This is a genomic window from Hafnia sp. CBA7124, assembly GCF_002355555.1.
Taxonomy (GTDB): domain Bacteria; phylum Pseudomonadota; class Gammaproteobacteria; order Enterobacterales; family Enterobacteriaceae; genus Hafnia; species Hafnia alvei.
Map to the genome: position 1 here is coordinate 3,651,231 of NZ_AP017469.1, position 15,019 is coordinate 3,666,249.

Genomic DNA, 15,019 nt, shown 5'->3' on the forward strand with positions numbered 1-15,019 from the left:
AAACGCTATCCCTAGCTATAGAAATAAATTCAGTAATAAATAAACGATAAAAATAAATTGTTTTATTTAGAATTAGAATGACACAGAAGGCTGCCAATCACTCATTAACCTGTCATTCATTCAACACCAATGCATTCTAGTGATTAATGATTTAGTTGTACTTAAAATTCAAGGAAGCAATAGTTAACTAACAAAGAATAATAAGTATGTATATTTTAAAAAATAAGCTTCCTATCCAATTAGTTACCGTCAAAACAAACCAAGTTATAGAACAACCCCATCGTAATTAGCGCGCTAATGTTTGATTAAAATTTCAGAGACACTTCACAATCCTGTTTTACTTGATAAGCAGAACATTTATCACTACGTCCATCTGATATGAGTTTTTTTCACCTACTGAAATTCCCGTTGACAAGACTTTGGCTATCCAGTATCACTTTAAGCATTGAAATTATTCATCCAGATTAAGAGCGGAATCACATGATCCAGACTACTCGTCTCCTCAGCCTCCTCCTTCTCGCATCCAGCATGCGCGGTGAGCCTGTGGGCGGTAATCAAAACTGATTCCAACCAAACACAAGAAAGCCCGCGCAAATGCGCGGGCTTTTTTTTACACCAAAAGCAGCGCAACGCGACAAATAAGAACGATTGAGGAGCAACCTGCATGAGCCAACAAGTGATTATTTTCGACACCACGCTGCGCGATGGTGAACAAGCATTACAGGCCAGTCTGAGCGTCAAAGAAAAAATGCAAATCGCCATGGCATTAGAGCGCATGGGCGTTGACGTAATGGAAGTTGGCTTCCCAGTCTCTTCCCCTGGTGATTTTGAATCAGTTCAAACCATTGCGCGTAATATCAAAAACAGCCGAGTCTGTGGTTTGGCACGCTGTGTAGATAAAGATATCGACGTCGCCGCTGAAGCACTGCGTGTCGCTGAAGCTTTCCGTATTCATGTCTTTTTAGCCACTTCAACGCTGCATGTGGAATCAAAGTTGAAAAAATCCTTTGAGGATGTCGTGGCAATGGCGGTGCATTCCGTGAAACGTGCACGTAACTATACGGATGACGTTGAGTTTTCCTGTGAAGATGCGGGCCGTACCCCGTTAGACAATCTGTGCCGCATCGTTGAAGCCGCCATCAAGGCCGGTGCCACCACCATTAATATTCCCGACACCGTCGGTTACACCACGCCTTATCAATTTGGTGGCATCATCACCAATCTGTACGAACGCGTGCCTAACATCGATAAAGCCATTATTTCCGTGCACTGTCATGACGATTTGGGCATGTCGGTCGCCAACTCCATTACCGCGGTGCAGGCCGGTGCACGTCAGGTCGAAGGAACCATCAACGGCATTGGCGAACGAGCGGGCAACTGCGCATTGGAAGAAGTGATCATGGCCATCCGTACGCGTTCCGAAATGCTGGGTGTGCATACCAATATTCGCCACCAAGAAATTTACCGTACCAGCCAGTTCATCAGCCAAATGTGCAATATGCCAATCCCAAGTAATAAAGCCATTGTCGGCTCCAATGCTTTTGCGCACTCTTCTGGCATCCACCAAGACGGCGTGCTGAAAAATCGCGAAAACTACGAAATCATGACCCCTGAATCGATTGGTTTGAATCAGATACAGTTGAATCTGACCTCTCGCTCTGGCCGCGCTGCCGTGAAGCATCACATGGAAGAGATGGGTTATCAGGAAGGTACCGACTTTAATCTGGACACCTTATACGATGCCTTCCTGAAGCTGGCTGACAAAAAAGGACAGGTATTCGACTACGACTTAGAAGCGCTGGCGTTTATTAATAAACAACAGGAAGAGCCTGAACACTTCAGTTTGGATTACTTCAGCGTGCAGTCGGGTACCAGCGTGATGGCAACCGCATCAGTTAAATTAAACATCGGTGGAGAAATCAGCGCAGAAGCCGCCACCGGTAATGGCCCTGTCGACGCCGTGTATCAAGCGATTAACCGCATCGCTGGTTACGACATCGATATTGTTAAATATCAGCTGTCAGCGAAAGGCCAAGGCAAAGACGCACTGGGTCAGGTTGATATTGTCGCGAACTACAACGGCCGCCGCTTCCACGGCGTCGGCATTACTACCGATATCGTGGAATCTTCCGCTCAGGCGTTGATTAACGTTCTGAATAACATCTGGCGTGCGCAGCAGGTCGAAAAAGAAAAACAGCGCATCCATCAAACACAAACATCACCTTCTCATTCTAATCAGGAAGCGATCTAATTATGAGCCAAACACATCACATTGCCGTTTTACCCGGAGACGGCATCGGTCCAGAAATTATGGCGCAGGCATACAAAGTCATCGACGCCGTGCGCCAGCGCTTTGGCCTGAGAATTTCTACCAGCGAATATGACGTCGGTGGCGCAGCTATCGACAAGCACGGCACGCCTTTGCCCGCAGCAACCATTGCAGGCTGCGAACAAGCCAGCGCAATTCTGTTTGGCTCCGTCGGTGGCCCAAAATGGGAAAACCTGCCGCCCGCACAGCAGCCTGAACGCGGCGCATTATTGCCATTGCGTAAACACTTCAAACTGTTTAGCAATCTGCGCCCAGCGCGGTTATATGAAGGATTAGAAGAATTTTGCCCACTGCGCAGCGATATCGCGGCGCGCGGCTTCGATATTCTGTGCGTACGTGAATTAACCGGCGGGATCTACTTCGGCCAGCCGAAAGGCCGCGAAGGCCAAGGCATGCATGAGCGTGCTTTTGACACCGAGGTTTATCACCGTTTTGAAATCGAGCGTATCGCGCGCATCGCCTTCGAAGCCGCACGCAAACGTCGTGGCAAAGTCACCTCTATTGATAAAGCGAACGTGCTGCAAAGCTCGATTTTGTGGCGCGAAATTGCTAGCGAGATCGGTAAAGACTATCCAGACGTCGCGCTGAATCACATGTATATCGACAACGCGACCATGCAGCTGATTAAAGATCCGTCGCAGTTTGACGTCATGCTGTGCTCCAACATCTTCGGCGATATTTTGTCTGACGAGTGCGCCATGATCACTGGCTCGATGGGCATGCTGCCTTCTGCCAGCCTGAATGAACAAGGTTTCGGTCTGTATGAACCTGCGGGTGGCTCTGCGCCAGATATCGCAGGAAAAAACATTGCCAACCCTATTGCTCAAATCCTGTCATTTGCCCTGCTGCTGCGCTACAGCCTGAATGCAGACGATGCGGCTAATGCCGTTGAGCAGGCCGTTAATAAAGCATTAGAGCAAGGCTCCCGCACCAGCGATTTAGCAGGTGATGGTAAAGCGATTTCAACCTCAGAGATGGGCGATGCGATTGCCCGCTTTATCGCACAGGAGGCCTGATCATGGCGAAAACCTTATATCAAAAATTGTTTGATGCTCACGTCGTTTACGAAGCTGAAAACGAAACACCGCTGCTGTATATCGACCGCCACTTGGTGCATGAAGTCACTTCACCACAGGCGTTTGATGGGCTGCGTGCCATGGGCCGTCCTGTTCGCCAAACCAGCAAAACCTTTGCCACGATGGATCACAACGTTTCTACGCAGACTAAAGATATTAACGCCTGCGGCGATATGGCGCGTATCCAGATGCAAGAGCTGATGAAAAACTGCAAAGAATTTGGCGTGCAGTTGTACGATCTGAATCATCCCTTCCAAGGCATCGTTCACGTCATCGGCCCAGAACAAGGCATGACATTACCGGGTAACACCATTGTTTGCGGCGACTCTCACACCGCAACCCATGGCGCATTCGGCGCATTGGCCTTCGGTATCGGCACTTCCGAAGTCGAACATGTTTTAGCGACCCAAACGCTGAAACAAGGCCGTGCAAAAACCATGAAAATTGAAATTGCTGGCGACGCCGCCGAAGGCATCACGGCCAAAGATATTGTGCTGGCCGTGATTGGCAAAATCGGTCACGCCGGTGGTACCGGACACGTGGTGGAATTCTGCGGCAAAGCCGTAGAAGCCCTGTCGATGGAAGGCCGTATGACGCTGTGCAATATGGCCATCGAAATGGGCGCAAAAGCAGGTTTAGTGGCACCAGACGAAACTACTTTTGCCTATCTGAAAGGTCGTCAGTTTGCGCCAAAAGGCGAAAACTGGACCAAAGCCGTAGAATACTGGCGCACGCTGAAGTCTGATGAGGGCGCACAGTTTGACGCCACCGTCACGCTGAACGCTAGCGACATCGCCCCGCAGGTCACCTGGGGAACCAACCCAGGTCAGGTGATTGCCATCAACCAACCAATTCCAGCGCCTGAATCGTTTAGCGATCCAATGGAACGCGCCTCGGCAGAAAAAGCGCTGGCGTATATGAATTTGGCAGCCGGCGTTAAGCTGACCGATGTTGCTATCGACAAAGTCTTTATCGGCTCATGCACCAACTCACGCATCGAAGATTTACGTGCCGCGGCGGCTATCGCCAAAGGGCGTAAAGTTGCTAACGGCGTACAGGCCATTGTGGTTCCGGGCTCGGGTCCAGTGAAAGCACAGGCTGAATCTGAAGGTCTGGATAAAATTTTCATCGAGGCCGGTTTTGAATGGCGTTTACCGGGTTGCTCAATGTGCTTGGCGATGAACAACGATCGCCTGAATCCCGGCGAGCGCTGCGCATCCACCAGCAACCGTAACTTTGAAGGCCGTCAAGGCCGCGGTGGCCGTACGCATTTGGTCAGCCCTGCAATGGCCGCCGCAGCCGCCGTGAGCGGGCATTTTGCCGACATTCGTGAATTAGCGACCGCAGCGGTCTGATAAGGAGCACTACCCATGGCTAAATTTATTCAGCACAGCGGCATCGTTGTTCCGTTAGACGCCGCGAACGTCGACACCGATGCAATCATCCCTAAGCAGTTTTTACAGAAAGTCACCCGCACCGGTTTTGGTCAGCACCTGTTTAACGACTGGCGTTTTTTAGACGATGCAGGTCAGCAACCTAACCCTGACTTCATCCTGAACCAGCCCGCCTTCAAAGGCGCAAGCATCTTACTGACGCGCGAAAACTTCGGCTGTGGCTCATCGCGCGAACACGCCCCGTGGGCATTAACCGATTATGGCTTTAAAGTGGTGATTGCGCCAAGCTTCGCAGACATTTTCTACGGCAACTCATTTAACAATCAGCTGTTGCCCGTCACATTAAGCGAATCCGAAGTCGATGAATTGTTTGAACAGGTCAAAGCTAACCCCGGAATATCGTTCACCGTCGATCTGGAAACGCAAACCGTTCATGCGGGAGACAAAACCTATAAGTTTGAGCTAGACAGTTTCCGTCGCCACTGCATGATGAATGGCTTGGATAGCATTGGTCTGACGCTACAACACGAAGCGGCTATATCCGCTTATGAGGAAAAATTGCCGGAGTTTTTGCGCTAATTCAATCCTCTTACTTACCCCACCAAGCGCCCCCTTACCAGAGGGAGGATTAGATCGAGATAACATCACGAAACGGTTCCCTCCCCTGCGAAGGGGAGGGTTAGGGTGGGTACTGGGAGGGGGAACTAAAATTCACACCTCACCAATATCCCAACCATTTCCACCACAAACTCCCGATCACAATCCAAATCAGCAGGTTCACTACGCTGAGAATAAATCCGGTTTTCCACCACTCTCCCAAAGTTACGTAGCCCGAACCGAAGATAATCGGCGCAGTACCCGTCCCATAGTGCGTCAATGACATCATCAGTGATGAAGAGAACGCCAGTACTAAGCCTAACAAGGCAGGCGGTGCACCCAGCGCCAGACCCGCGGCGAAGAATGCGGCGAACATTGCGGTGATATGCGCCGTGGTGCTAGCAAAAAAGTAGTGCGAATAAACATAAACCAGCGTCAGCAGGATCATCCCGCCCACCCATCCCATACCGAGATGAGAAATCGCGTTACCCACGCTCTGTGAAAGCCAACTGATCAAGCCCAGCTTGCCTAAATAGGTCGCCATCATCACCAGCGCGGCAAACCACACCACCGTGTCCCAAGCGCCTTTGTGTTTTAGCACGTCGTCCCAGCTCAAAACGCCGGTCGCCAAGAGGATCGCCAGCCCGATAAACGCCGCCGTCGTTGGGTTAACCGCCCACGCGCTGCCGAAAAGGAATGCAGGGATCCCCGCCCAAAGGCACAGCAATAACGCGAATACCCCCAAGGTGATTTTTTCCGCCAACGAAATATTCCCAAGCTCAGCTAACTTATCTTTGGCAAAGCGTGGCGCATTGGGCGTTCTTTTGATGGTTGGCGGATAGAGCCAGTAAACAATCAACGGCATTACCAACAGAGAAATGATCCCCGGCACCAACGCGGCAATCGCCCACATTGACCACGTGAGCTCAAACGTTGAGCCAGTGCCTTTCAGCAATAAGTTCACAATCAATGGGTTTGGCGCCGTGGCGGTAATAAACATCGCCGATGTAACCGGGTTAATGTTGTAGTTCACCAAAGCCAGATATCGACCAATCTTCTGCGTGGAGCCCGGTTCTGGCTTCGAGCCAAAACTGTCGGCAATAGACTTCATGATAGGGTGAATAATGCCGCCGCCGCGCGCGGTGTTACTTGGCGTCACCGGCGCTAAAGTGGTTTCGGCCAATGCCAACGCGTAGGCAATTCCTAGGGTTTTCTTACCAAACAACGAAATGAAATAGTAACCGATTCGCGCCCCAAGCCCGGTTTTATTCAGGCTGAGCGATATCATGATGGAAATCCCGATGAGCCAGATCAGCTGATTGGAAAAACCACTCAGCGCGTCATCCAACGCTGCGGTAGGTTTGCCCGGATTGGTCACCTGCGTCAGTGCAACTAAGGCAATAGCAATTATCGATACCGCGCCGATCGGCATCGCTTTACCGATAATAGCGGCGATAGTACCCACGAATAGCGCGAGCAGATGCCAAGCATGGGGGCTCACGCCTTCAGGCACGGGAATGACAAACCAAATAATCAGGGCGATTGCGATGGAAATTAGAGAAGGTATAGGCTTAAGCGGTGTTAGTTTACCCATATTATTATCAACTCTTCCTAGGTGAGTCGGCATCTCCGTACCGTTGGAGATAAATAAAAAGCAGAGGAGTTTAGTGCGCAGGTAAGGTGAATTGAAATATTTTGTTTGCAGGTAATACCTATGCACTTGCATTAACGCTATATGAATAGCTCAGCTAAGGCGTTGCGCGGTATCAAAAAACGACAAATTGGTTATTTTCTTAGCAGTTAAATGGGATCGCAATGTCTAGACGATCCCACCGGTCTCACACTAAGCCTCTCGAACACGAGAACACAGAATTAAGGCCACAATCGCCAGCGCCGCCGCCAGCCAATAAACCGCATGATGCCCCAAGGTTTCAGCTAATGCGCCTTGCAGAACGCCTGCCATAATCACGCCGGTTGAAATACTGTTGGTAAATAACGTGGTCGCGCTGCCCGCCCTACCCGGCATCAAATCCTGAAAATAGAGCATGCCAATACCGGCAATAATGCCAATGAAAACGGCGTTAAACAGTTGTAATACCATCAGCGCCAGCTTAAATTTAAACAGCACCAAACCCGCATAAAACAAGACACCGGCCGCCACCGCAAACAGCATCATGTTACGTTTGCCAAAGCGTTTTACGTAGTAGCCCGCCAGAATCATGGCCGGAATTTCTAGACCCGCTGCGGTGCCCATTAACAGTCCAGCCAAATTCTCCGGCAGGCCGAGATTTTGGGTGATATACAGCGGCATATCAATAATATACATGGTGTTGCAGGTCCACATCAGCATCGAGGATATGAACAGCAGAACCACATTCTTGTCACCAAACGCATTAGTTGGAATGACAACCGCTTCGCCCACGCTTTCGGTGCGCGGCATTGAGGGCAACATCAACGCCACCAGCACGATCGCCAACACGAATACACCTGCGGCAATCAGATACATAAACGTAAAGCCGTAGTTCAGCGCCAGCATAAACGACAACGGCGGGCCGATAACCCATGCTAAAGAAAGCTGCGCACGCATCACCGAACTAAACATCACCACTTCACTCGCCGAGCGATCGGCATATTCACGTGCCAAAGCAAAAATCTGCGGCATTCCCGTATTCGCTAGCGCGGCTAAAAAAACTCCAGCAGAAATCAGCAGCAAATAACTGCGACAAAAAGCGAATAGCAGACAGTTTCCAACCGCCATAGCACAGCAAAACATAATCAGTTTACGGCGATCGCCCTGACGATCGGATCGTTTCGCCAGCAGGAAGCTCACCGCGATCCCCACGATCGCATTGACGGTATAAAACAGCCCAACCCACAGCGGGCGAACCTTAACCTCGGTCGTCAAAAATAGGCTAAGCGTGGGAGCCTGAAGCGCGCCCGCAATCCCCGTCAGAAAGGCAACAATAAGAAACGCGGCATAGATAGGGTTAATTCGGCGGCGGGCAGTCAACAAAGAGGTCATCCTGATTTCCTAAGCTGGCATGAGCAAATACGGCGTGTCGTACGATAACAGAACACGGATATAAAAAAACCAGCAGGTAAACCTGCTGGTCGGTGAAAAGCACCATTACTCAGAAACACTCTTTGATGTCGGAGAGACAAATGATTACTCACCTCTTTCTCTTTCATCTGCTGAAATTATCTGCGTAATATAGGGAAAGAAAAATTGATAGCTTTACCTAAAAAGGTTCCTCTTTTATGGCGACATCGCGCTTACAACATCAGTTCATACGTTTATGGCAAAGCTTTAAGGGCCAGTCTGCGGAAACCACGCTGGGCGACCTTGCAGAAACGCTGAGCTGTTCACGTCGTCATGTCAGAACCTTATTAAACGCGATGCAACAACAGGGTTGGCTGCATTGGCAGGCCGAGTCGGGCCGAGGAAAGCGCTCAACGCTCACGTTCCAGTCAACGGGCCTTCAGGTACAGCAGCTGCGCGCAGAGGAGTTGCTGGAACAGGATCATATTGAGCAACTGGTTCAACTGGTGGGCGACCGCAGTTCAGTACGCCAAATGCTACTCTCCCAGCTAGGCCGCAGCTTCCGTCAGGGTAAGCATATTCTGCGTATTCTTTACTATCGCCCGTTGTTTAATCTGCTCCCGGGCACGCCAATGCGCCGCTCTGAAACCCATTTAGCGCGACAGATCTTCAGCGGGCTGACCCAGCTAAATGAGGAAAATGGGGAACTAGAATCCGATTTAGCTCATCACTGGCAGGCGATTACGCCTCTGCACTGGCGTTTCTATCTACGTCCCGCGATCCGTTTTCACCATGGGCGCGAACTCGAAATGATCGACGTGATCCAATCGCTCGAGCGTTTACGCGATCAGCCGTTATTTTCACATCTTAAAACGATCACTTCACCCAATCCTTACGTCATCGATATCCACTTAAGCACGCCCGATGCATGGCTACCTTGGCTGCTGGGCAGCGTCAGCGCCATGATCCTGCCACACGAGTGGCAATCATTACCAAACTTCACGCGCTCGCCTATCGGCACCGGTCCTTATCAGGTGGTACGCAACACGCAGACGCAGCTGAAAATCCGAGCTTACGACGACTACTTTGGTTTCCGCGCGCTGATTGACGAAGTTAACATCTGGGTTTTGCCTGAAATTTCGGAGGAATTGGTTCACGCAGGCGTGCAGCTACAATCCGATGATACGGGAAAAGATGAGTTGGAAAGCCGCTTGGAAGAAGGCTGCTACTTTATGCTGTTTGACCAACGTTCACCGCTGACCTCCGATCCCGCAGTGCGCGAATGGCTCTGTCAGGTCATGACGCCAATTGCCCTGCTCAATAAAGCAGGAAAAATTCATCAGCGTTACTGGTCTCCGGCCTACGGCATCCTGCCGCGCTGGCACCATAATTTATTGATCAGTGAAAATAAAAAACCAGAGCATCTGACTCATCTAACGTTAACGGTCTACACCAAACATTCCGAATTCCACGCCATCTATTTAGCGCTTAAGCCGCTGCTGGCCGAATATGGCGTTGAGCTCACCATGCAGGAGATCAGCTACAGCCGCTGGCACGAAGGCGATGCGCAAAGCGATCTCTGGGTCGGCAGTGCTAATTTCTATTTGCCGTTAGAGTTTTCTGTTTTTTCAATGCTCTACGAGCTCCCCTTGCTCCAACACTGCCTCAGCGGTGATTTACAGCAAGACGCCAGCCGATGGCGCAACAATGCCCTGCCCATGGCCGAATGGTGCCAACGCTTGGTGCAAGAACATCAGCTTCATCCCCTGTTCCATCATTGGCTAAAACTCCACGGACAGCACAGCATGCGCGGCGTGCGCATGAATACGCTCGGCTGGTTCGATTTCAAATCCGCGTGGTTCTCCCCGCCGGAGCTTCCCTCCGACAGTCATGTGCATGAATTAACCGTTTCAACCGGTTGTGAAAAACCTCGGTAACGTTATTAATCCTTTCTAATAACAGATGCTCTCTTTACAATAGCGCCCTGTTCTCAACGGGGTGCAAAAAAATAGACCGGTAATTTCCATCGCCGATCTAAAAACGTCGCGAGCTGCGTTCAGTTGGTGTCGGACAGCGCGGAAGAACCGGAGCATACACAAAGTATGTGAGGATCCTGAGCACTGCCCGACATCAGATCAACGCCTGCGCAGCACGTTTTTGCTGAGAGAAACCCGTCGAACCTGATCCGGCTAACACCGGCGGAGGGATTTGAGAGTGTACCCACGCTTGCTCAAAGACCTTTGCGACCTGACTTAACTCACGGAGTGCAAAGTGTTGAAACGATTGATTCCTGCCTTAATGCTGATCGCCGCACCTATGCTGGCTCACAGCGCTGATAAACCTGTTCTCACTGTTTATACCTACGATTCTTTTGCCGCTGAATGGGGCCCTGGCCCAAAGGTGAAAGCGGCGTTTGAAAAAGAGTGTGGCTGCGAGCTGAAGTTTGTGGCGCTAGAAGACGGCGTTTCGGTGCTTAACCGAGTCCGCATGGAAGGCAAAAAAAGCAGCGCCGATGTGGTGTTGGGATTGGACAACAATTTGGTGCAGGCTGCCGAGAAAACCGGCCTGTTTGTGCCTAGCGAAGTCGATACTCAGTCGCTCACCGTTCCCGGTGGTTGGCAGAATAAAACCTTTGTGCCTTATGACTACGGCTACTTCGCTTTCGTTTACAACAAAAACACGCTGAAAAACCCACCCACCAGTTTGAAACAGTTGGTCGATGGCCCTGAAAAATGGAAAGTGATCTATCAAGATCCGCGCACCAGCACGCCGGGGTTAGGTTTAATGCTTTGGATGCAAAAGGTTTACGGCAATGACGCTCCGCAGGCGTGGCAAAAACTGGCGAAGAAAACCGTGACGGTGACCAAAGGCTGGAGTGAAGCCTACGGCCTGTTCTTGAAAGGCGAAGCGGATTTGGTACTGAGCTACACCACGTCACCGGCGTATCACATTATCGAAGAGAAAAAAGATAACTACGCAGCCGCCGAATTTAGCGAAGGTCACTATTTACAGGTGGAAGTTGCAGCTCAGCTCGCCGGTAGCAAGCAGCCACAGCTGGCACAGAAATTTATGCAGTTTATTACCACTCCGGCTTTCCAGAACGAAATGCCAACCGGCAACTGGATGTATCCGGTGATTAAAACCACGCTGCCTGCGGGGTTTGAACAGCTTAACGTTCCAGCAAAAGCCTTAGAATTTACGCCTGCCGAAGTGGCTCAAAACCGCGCAACATGGATCCGCTCATGGCAAGCCGCCGTCAGCCGTTAATTCCTTTCTGGTTAATCCCTGGATTGTTCGCAGCGGTAGCAATTATTGCCATCGCTGCGGCGTCTTTCGGTTCACTCTGGCGTCATGCGCCAGCGTCGGATTGGCGTAGCCTGTGGCAAGACGATTATCTGTGGCACGTTATTCGTTTTACCTTCTGGCAGGCATTTCTCTCTGCCGTTTGCTCGGTTATTCCCGCTATTTTGCTGGCTCGGGCGCTGTTTCGCCGCCGCTTTTTAGGCCGCCAGCTATTGCTGCGTCTGTGCGCTATGACGCTGGTATTGCCTGTGCTGGTCGCGGTCTTTGGGATCCTCAGCGTGTACGGCAGACAGGGCTGGCTGGCACAAATTTGTCAGTTCCTCGGCCTTGAGTACACTTTTTCACCCTATGGCTTACAGGGCATTTTGCTGGCGCATATTTTCTTTAATCTACCGCTCGCAGCGCGTTTGTTGCTTCAGGCCTTAGAAAATATCCCGACCGAACAGCGCCAACTGGCTGCCCAGCTTGGTATGAACAGCTGGCAGCAGTTTCGTTTTGTCGAATGGCCTTATCTACGCCGCCAAATTCTGCCCGCCGGTGCGCTGATATTTATGTTGTGCTTTGCCAGCTTTGCCACCGTGCTTTCTCTCGGCGGCGGCCCGCAGGCAACCACTATCGAGCTGGCGATCTATCAAGCCTTAAGCTACGACTACGATCTCAGCCGCGCCGCACTGCTGGCCATACTACAATTGCTATGCTGTTTAGGCTTAGTTTTGCTGAGTCAAAAACTTAGCGGCATTCTGCCTGTTGGCCATACGCGAGCATTAAAATGGCGTAATCCAGTCGATAACGTGGCGGCGCGATTGCTGGATAGCTGCGTGATTTTCTGCGCGCTGTTGCTTATCCTTCCTCCGTTGCTCGCGGTGATTGCAGACGGCGCGAATCATGCTTTTGCCAGCGTCCTGACTCAGCCAGTGTTATGGCAGGCAACATTTACATCGCTCAAAATTGCGTTAGGCGCAGGCCTGCTGGCCGTAACGCTGACGATGATGTTGCTATGGAGCAGCCGTGAACTTCTGCTACGCCAGCACCGCTGGCTAGGACAAGGCATGGAGCTGACCGGAATGCTGATATTAGCCATGCCCGGTATTGTGCTCGCAACAGGCTTCTTTTTACTGCTCACCGATACCATTGGCATTCCACAATCGGCCTACGGACTGGTGATTTTAACCAACGCGCTAATGGCCATTCCTTACGCGCTTAAAGTGTTAGAAAACCCCATGCGCGATTTGGCCGAGCGCTACAATCCTCTCTGCCTGTCGCTGCGAATTCAGGGGCTTAACCGATTAAGGCTGATAGAACTGCGCGCGCTTAAACGCCCGCTCTCTCAAGCTATGGCCTTTGCCTGCGTGCTGTCATTGGGCGATTTTGGCGTAGTTGCGCTGTTTGGCAACGAGCAATTCCGTACGCTGCCGTTCTACCTGTATCAGCAAATCGGGGCCTACCGTAGCCAAGACGGCGCGGTCACCGCGCTATTATTACTGATCCTGTGTTTCTTACTTTTCACTCTGCTGGAACGTCTTCCGGGGCGAGATAAATCATGATTACGCTGAACGATCTCACTTATATCTATGAGCATCAGCCGATGCGTTTTTCACTTAACATCTCTGACGGAGAACGCGTGGCTATTTTGGGCCCGAGCGGTGCGGGAAAAAGTACGCTGCTTGCCTTGATTGCTGGGTTTTTAATGGCCGATCAAGGCGTCGTCACGTTAGATGGCGTGAATCATACCCATACGCCACCGTCCAAACGTCCGGTATCGATGCTGTTCCAAGAGAACAATTTGTTCTCTCATCTGAGCATTGAGCAAAATCTAGGGTTGGGGTTAGATGCGGGATTACGCCTAAATGGCGCGCAGAAAAAGCGCTTGAATGAGATTGCCCAGCAGGTGGGAATTCTTGATTGCCTACCGCGATTGCCGTCGCAGCTTTCCGGTGGTCAGCGACAACGCGCCGCGCTGGCTCGCTGTTTGCTACGCGACCAGCCCATTTTATTGCTCGACGAGCCTTTTTCCGCGCTCGATCCCGCGCTGCGAGGAGAAATGCTACAGCTGTTAGATCAGGTTTGTTCAGAGCAAAATCTCACCCTGCTGATGGTGTCACATAATCTCGATGACGCCGCACGCATCGCTACGCGTACTTTGTTGGTTGCCGATGGACGCATTGCCTATGACGGCACCACTCAAGATCTGTTAGATGGAAAAGATCCGGCGGCTGCAGCGTTGCTTGGGCGGTAGCGCCGTTTTAAAACTGAATCACCTTCCACAGCAGTGAACGATAGATTGGCATCAGCGGATGGTTATGCATCAGCACAAAGCTCACGACAGCGGCTATCCACATAGCGACGGTTGCAATACGCAGGCGTAACGGTGTAAGCCACTGAGACAGTTTATCCGCCGAGCGTTTGCCCTCTCGCCACCAGCGCCAACTCAGCCATGCCGCAACCCAAATCGAAACCACCACCAGCGCCAATAACACTTTAAATAACGTGCTGCCGCTGCCTGCCGGTATATCAATCGCGACACCGGCTAAAATCCCCGGTAGGAAATAAATCGGCGGCCACGTGATACAGCCAATAATATTAGGTGGAATAAATTTGCGCGGAGGTAGCGCCAGCATGCCCGCAACCATAGGTACAACCGGCCGCGTTGGACCAACAAAACGACCAATCAGCACTGTCATCATGCTATGGCGATGAAGAGCATGTTCGGTTCTATCGAGCAGCGCTTTGTTCTTCTTGATAAATGACCATCGATGGAGCGGCTCTTTGAAAGCGCGGCCAATAAAATAGGAAATCCAATCGCCGGCAAAACACGCCAGAATCCCCACGCCCCACGCATAGTAGAAATTCACCTGTCCGCTGCCAATTAATGCGCCCAGCGTTGCCATCATTACCGTACCTGGTAAAAGCAGCCCGACCAATGCTAAAGACTCTAAAAACGCCACTAAAAACACGGCGATCAGAGAGTAGGTTACCGATTGGGTCACCAAGTGTTGCAGGTACGCTTCCATAATTCTTCCACCGGAAATAATGAGCCAGCGATTTTGCGGAGCCGACCGTTTGCCGTCAACCTATCATTGCGGGGATAAACGTTTATTTACAAATGAGTAACTTAATGAGTATAGGTAATGGTGGGGGTTTTGGGGGCAGCGACTTTATAGGTGCGGTGCGGTGTTACGTACGCAGCTCATCTATTTAATTACTGTGTAAGGTTTCGTCCGCCGATCAATACCGAACTCCATTGATACATCAATGAAGGCGTCCGATGAGGGGCGCCAGC

At 51.0% G+C, this 15,019-nt stretch carries 11 protein-coding genes and 1 other RNA gene; 8 read left to right on the plus strand and 4 right to left on the minus strand.

Annotation, left to right across the window (positions count from 1 at the left end):
• Positions 1-664 precede the first annotated feature (664 nt).
• Genes leuA through leuD form a run of 4 tightly spaced genes read left to right on the plus strand, consistent with a single transcriptional unit; the run spans position 665 to position 5,378 of the window.
• Complete coding sequence (gene leuA, locus CPY98_RS16745; protein WP_040045389.1) at positions 665-2,251, plus strand: 2-isopropylmalate synthase; 1,587 nt, start codon at positions 665-667, stop codon at positions 2,249-2,251.
• Positions 2,252-2,253: 2 nt separating this feature from the next.
• Positions 2,254-3,345 carry a 3-isopropylmalate dehydrogenase gene (gene leuB / locus CPY98_RS16750; protein ID WP_096388461.1) on the plus strand — a complete coding sequence of 364 codons (1,092 nt, stop codon included), beginning with the start codon at positions 2,254-2,256 and terminating at the stop codon, positions 3,343-3,345.
• A 2-nt stretch (positions 3,346-3,347) separates the two neighbouring features.
• Complete coding sequence (leuC, locus tag CPY98_RS16755) at positions 3,348-4,760, plus strand: 3-isopropylmalate dehydratase large subunit (protein ID WP_046448723.1); 1,413 nt, start codon at positions 3,348-3,350, stop codon at positions 4,758-4,760.
• Positions 4,761-4,775: 15 nt separating this feature from the next.
• A complete protein-coding gene (gene leuD, locus CPY98_RS16760; RefSeq protein WP_025800380.1) occupies positions 4,776-5,378 on the plus strand; it encodes a 3-isopropylmalate dehydratase small subunit in 603 nt (200 codons plus the stop codon).
• 139 nt (positions 5,379-5,517) lie between these two features.
• Here leuD and CPY98_RS16765 read toward each other — a convergent pair whose 3' ends face one another.
• Together CPY98_RS16765 and CPY98_RS16770 are read right to left on the minus strand one after the other, a co-directional pair.
• Positions 5,518-6,990 (minus strand): DASS family sodium-coupled anion symporter, encoded by a 1,473-nt coding sequence (locus CPY98_RS16765; RefSeq protein ID WP_046359685.1) that lies wholly within the window; start codon positions 6,988-6,990, stop codon positions 5,518-5,520.
• A gap of 249 nt (positions 6,991-7,239) precedes the next feature.
• Entirely contained in the window at positions 7,240-8,418 is a 1,179-nt protein-coding gene (locus tag CPY98_RS16770) for a sugar efflux transporter (protein WP_096388462.1), read from the minus strand.
• A 236-nt stretch (positions 8,419-8,654) separates the two neighbouring features.
• On the opposite strand from CPY98_RS16770, the gene sgrR reads away from it, so the two are divergent.
• Positions 8,655-10,373 carry an HTH-type transcriptional regulator SgrR gene (gene sgrR, locus CPY98_RS16775; protein ID WP_096388463.1) on the plus strand — a complete coding sequence of 573 codons (1,719 nt, stop codon included), beginning with the start codon at positions 8,655-8,657 and terminating at the stop codon, positions 10,371-10,373.
• Positions 10,374-10,466: 93 nt separating this feature from the next.
• On the opposite strand, the gene CPY98_RS16780 is transcribed toward sgrR, so the two are convergent.
• Positions 10,467-10,542, minus strand: a non-coding RNA gene (locus CPY98_RS16780) — sX9 sRNA.
• Between the two features lie 192 nt (positions 10,543-10,734).
• Here CPY98_RS16780 and thiB point away from each other — a divergent pair.
• The 3 genes from thiB to thiQ are packed head-to-tail and all read left to right on the plus strand — an operon-like array spanning position 10,735 to position 13,975.
• A complete protein-coding gene (gene thiB / locus CPY98_RS16785; protein WP_226929847.1) occupies positions 10,735-11,703 on the plus strand; it encodes a thiamine ABC transporter substrate binding subunit in 969 nt (322 codons plus the stop codon).
• Positions 11,679-13,283 carry a thiamine/thiamine pyrophosphate ABC transporter permease ThiP gene (thiP, locus tag CPY98_RS16790; RefSeq protein ID WP_096388464.1) on the plus strand — a complete coding sequence of 535 codons (1,605 nt, stop codon included), beginning with the start codon at positions 11,679-11,681 and terminating at the stop codon, positions 13,281-13,283. Before thiB ends, thiP begins: the two co-directional genes overlap by 25 nt.
• A complete protein-coding gene (gene thiQ, locus CPY98_RS16795; RefSeq protein WP_096388465.1) occupies positions 13,280-13,975 on the plus strand; it encodes a thiamine ABC transporter ATP-binding protein ThiQ in 696 nt (231 codons plus the stop codon). The genes thiP and thiQ overlap by 4 nt, the downstream gene beginning before the upstream one ends.
• A 7-nt stretch (positions 13,976-13,982) precedes the next feature.
• On the opposite strand, the gene CPY98_RS16800 is transcribed toward thiQ, so the two are convergent.
• The gene (locus CPY98_RS16800; RefSeq protein WP_046448718.1) at positions 13,983-14,750 is read right to left on the minus strand and encodes a DedA family protein; all 768 of its coding nucleotides are present in this window, start codon (positions 14,748-14,750) and stop codon (positions 13,983-13,985) included.
• Between the last annotated feature and the right edge of the window lie 269 nt (positions 14,751-15,019).